Raw genomic sequence first — 3,728 nt, forward strand, 5'->3', positions numbered from 1 at the left:
GAGTCGGATATCACCACGCGGGAATCGCAGCTCAATCGCGGGCGTCCCTTCATCTTCTACGATTCGGTGGGGGTGGGGCAGTACCCTATTGATTTTCACGAGTGCCTGCTGCCGGATTTTTCGCTGCCCCCCAGCCACAACCAAGATGCCCAAGCCCCTACCTACCCCTACCAGATCCCGCTGCGGGCCCTGATCCCCCAGCGCATTGACAATCTTCTAGCTGGCAGCAAGAACATCGCCACCAGCCGCATTGCCAGCGCCTCTTACCGGGTGCATCCTGTGGAATGGGCCATTGGCACGGCAGCGGGTCATACGGCCCACTTTGCCCTGGAGCGGGATCTGATCCCGGCGGAGATCCTGCGGGAGCCGCTGCTGGACTTGCGGTTGTTGCCCGCTCTCCAAGCCCAGATCCAGAGCTTGGGCAATCCCATTCAATTTCCCGGCACCACCATTACTGCCACCGACTGGGCCCAATCCCGCTAGCCTAGAAAGGCAGGGTTGGGAGCTGGCCATGGAGGCTATCGGGGTTGAACTGGGGGGACTGGAGGCGATCCGCCCTTCGTTGTGGGCGGCCATAGCCCTCTGGAGCCTGGGGTTGATGTGGGGGTTGTCGCCGCTGCACCGCCGCCTGCAGGAGGGTTGGGAAAAGCAGTTGTCCTGGGATCCCAGTGGGGCTCTGGCCTCTCTGCTCAGCGTCATCCCTTTCCTGTTGGCAGCAGCGGTGGTGGTGGCTTTCACCGAGATCTCGTTGGGCAAAAGCTGGGCCGTCTCCTGGGGCCTCATTGCCTGTGTTGGCGGTGGCCTCTACGAGCTGGGCCGGCGGGACAACGCCCGCTGACCCAAGCGCTCCGCACCGGCCCTCACCCCCAACAGTATGGACAATGCTAAGCGCTAGAGCAATTTAACTTTTGAGGGGCTCGGGGAGCTCTAAGTCCCGCGCCCTAGCTGAAAGGTGAGCATCGGGATACAGGGGCTCCCCTCGTCTGGCGATTCCCTATGCTGCCAGCGATGGATGAGCTAGACAAATAAACCTTGTCTTGCAAGGCTTTACTGCACTGCTATTCGGATGTGGTGTTATTGGGAGAGTTGGGAAGTACTGCAGGACAACTGGGAAAGAGAAACACTCTGCGCAGTCGGTCTGTCGGGGGGAAACTCCAGACCGGTAGCGAAATCTATCTTTGGGAATGACCGGAAAAGCTCAACAGAGATGTTGGGAAGCCGGCACTGTACCGCCTGGGATCGGTGACGGGAGCATGTCAACCCCTACTCATTACCCCCACTCAATTGGTAAACTTGTTTTGCCAGTCAGTTGTCAAAATCTCTCGACCAAACACCCATCCGGCCAAGATTAGAGGCAGGGACAAGCCCAGGAAGCCGAAAAAACTAATCACCTGGGCTATTTGCCGCTGCGCTTTTTTCTGTTTCGGATCTCGGAGGTTGTTGGCAGCTACCGTTAGCTTCGAGCAAAAGGCCACCACCACTGCACCTACCGGCCCCAGAACCAAAGAGGGCCACAGCCAATCTGCCACTTGCGAGAACGCATAGGCTCCGGTGAAGGGGATGATGACAAAACAAGCCAGCTCCAGGATCCCCCAGGTGAAGAGGGCCAACTGGACATCTTTGCGGAAAACTTCATCGGGATTGTACATAGGTCTCCAGGATGAACTGCTACGATATCACGCTAAGGCATAACCTTCGAGATGGGAAAACAAAGTGCTAAGGCTTCTAGGTTAACTCCAGGTGTAAGGATCTGCCTGGCGGATCCTCTTCCCCTTCCATCTAGGCAACCCTAATGCCCAAGATCCTTGAATAAACCCCCGTTAAGGAGAGAAAGACGGCCTCAGCAAGGATAAACTCCCCCATGTGACCCTATTCACAAAGACCTGAAATAATCTTAAGTAGTTAGTGAGTCGTTTGTGTTTGCTGCCCTTTCCTGCCGAGTTAGGGCGTCTCTTTTCCCTTTTTGGCTGGCAAGCTGGGAGCATGGTGTATCTGCGCAATCGCCGCCCATGAGCTGCCGAAGGGATCCCGATATACCAACACTCTGTACCCTTGACTCTTGCTGTCTTCGAGAGTGTCGAGCCGCCATGCCCCGCATCCTCATCATCGATGATGATCCCAGCATTTGCACTCTGCTGCAGCGGTACTTGCAGCGGCAGGGTTACTCAGTGGAGGTGGCGATGACGGGGGCCGAGGGCCTACAGCAGTTGCGCGCTTTTCAGCCGAGCTTGGTGATTTTGGATCTGAACTTGCCGGATGTGAGCGGCTACGACCTTTGCCAGCAGATGCAAGAAGAGACCGGCGTGTATGTGTTGATGTTAACCAGCCGAGTGAATCCTGCCGACAAGCTGCAAGGATTTCAGTTGGGGGCAGATGACTACCTGACCAAGCCCTTCAGCCTGCCGGAGCTCCTGGCACGGGTGCAGGCCATCCTACGGCGACAACGAACGAAGACCGGAATGGCCGGCGCACCGGTCTTGACCTTTGCCTCTTTGGTAATCGACCCGGAAACCCGAGAAGTCACCCGTGACCGGCGCCCAATTAACCTAACAGCTTTGGAGTTTGACTTGCTCTACACCATGGCCCGACACCCAGGGCGGGTCTGGCGACGGTCTGAGCTGATTCAAGAGGTGTGGGATTTTAACCACGAGGGAGATGAACGGGTGGTCGATGTCCACATCGGCCAAATTCGCAAGAAGCTGGAAACCGATACCAGCCAACCGGAACTGATCCGCACCGTGCGCGGCGTTGGCTACAAGTTCGAGCCTCCCACTCCCAAAGAGGGATGGGGAGAGGAAAAACCGTAACCTCCCTCTTTCAAAGGGAGAGAGCGCGCTAATCGAGGCGACGGCCTGTCAGACGCACAAAAATGTCTTCTAAGTTGGCAGGGCGCACCATCAGGCCGGTCTTGTCGGGTTCGGCTTCCAACTGCCGCTGGGCTTCCGCCAGGCTGGGGAAAAAGGTGTAGCTCACCTCCTGGCCAGGGCGGGAGCGCACCAGCAGAGCTTCCCCGTACTTCGCCCGCAACTGGTCGGTGCTGCCCAACTCGATCAACTTCCCGCCGTCCATGATGCCGATGCGGTCGCACAGCTCCTCGGCCTCTTCCATGTAGTGGGTAGTAATCAGCAAGGTCATCCCCTGCCGATTCAGATCCCGCAGGATCTCCCACAACAGCCGCCGCGCCTGGGGATCCAACCCAACGGTCGGCTCGTCCAAAAACAAAATTTGCGGCCGGTGCAACAGCGCCCTGGCCACTTGCAAGCGCCGCTTCATGCCGCCGGAGAGGGTCTTCACCTTGTCCTGCCGGCGGTCGGCCAGCTTCACGTACTCCAGCCACTCGTCGATGCGCCGCTGCCGATCCGGGTTGGGGATGTGGTGCATGCGCCCATGGAACTCCAGATTTTCCCAAACCGTCAGCTCTGCCTCCAGGGTGATGGGCTGCAACACCACCCCAATCTGCCGCCGCACCGCCAAGGGATCCCGCACCACGTCATACCCTCCCACCCGGATGGATCCCTGGCTGGGGCGGGTGAGGCTGGTGAGCATGCGGATGGTGGTGGATTTGCCGGCGCCGTTGGGCCCCAGCAGGGCAAACACCTCCCCCTGCGGGATCCGCAGGCTCAGGTCCTGCACGGCCACCTGCTGCCCAAAGCGCTTCCACACCCCCTGCATTTCCACTGCTGCCGGCTGGGTCTGGGGCAGGGCCGGGGCCATCGAAAGAGCGGTTA

General features: G+C 58.9%; 5 protein-coding genes. 3 read left to right on the top strand and 2 right to left on the bottom strand.

Annotated features, from left to right (window positions below; translation table 11 throughout):
* The coding region (locus tag NW857_RS09290) for an FAD-dependent oxidoreductase (protein ID WP_414368755.1) at positions 1-483 on the top strand (483 nt) is incomplete at its 5' end.
* A gap of 28 nt (positions 484-511) precedes the next feature.
* The gene (locus NW857_RS09295) at positions 512-838 is read left to right on the top strand and encodes a hypothetical protein (RefSeq protein ID WP_414368757.1); all 327 of its coding nucleotides are present in this window, start codon (positions 512-514) and stop codon (positions 836-838) included.
* Between the two features lie 442 nt (positions 839-1,280).
* Here the strand turns inward: NW857_RS09295 and NW857_RS09300 are convergent, their stop codons facing one another.
* On the bottom strand, positions 1,281-1,649 hold the full coding sequence (locus NW857_RS09300; protein WP_414337376.1) for a hypothetical protein: 369 nt from the start codon (positions 1,647-1,649) through the stop codon (positions 1,281-1,283).
* A gap of 438 nt (positions 1,650-2,087) precedes the next feature.
* On the opposite strand from NW857_RS09300, the gene NW857_RS09305 reads away from it, so the two are divergent.
* Positions 2,088-2,807: a response regulator transcription factor gene (locus tag NW857_RS09305; RefSeq protein ID WP_414334791.1), complete on the top strand. Its 720-nt coding sequence runs from the start codon at positions 2,088-2,090 to the stop codon at positions 2,805-2,807.
* A gap of 28 nt (positions 2,808-2,835) precedes the next feature.
* On the opposite strand, the gene NW857_RS09310 is transcribed toward NW857_RS09305, so the two are convergent.
* Positions 2,836-3,714: an ABC transporter ATP-binding protein gene (locus tag NW857_RS09310; RefSeq protein ID WP_414368762.1), complete on the bottom strand. Its 879-nt coding sequence runs from the start codon at positions 3,712-3,714 to the stop codon at positions 2,836-2,838.
* Positions 3,715-3,728: the final 14 nt, after the last annotated feature.

This window comes from Synechococcus sp. H55.9, from assembly GCF_047462355.1.
In the GTDB taxonomy this organism is placed as follows: domain Bacteria; phylum Cyanobacteriota; class Cyanobacteriia; order Thermostichales; family Thermostichaceae; genus Thermostichus.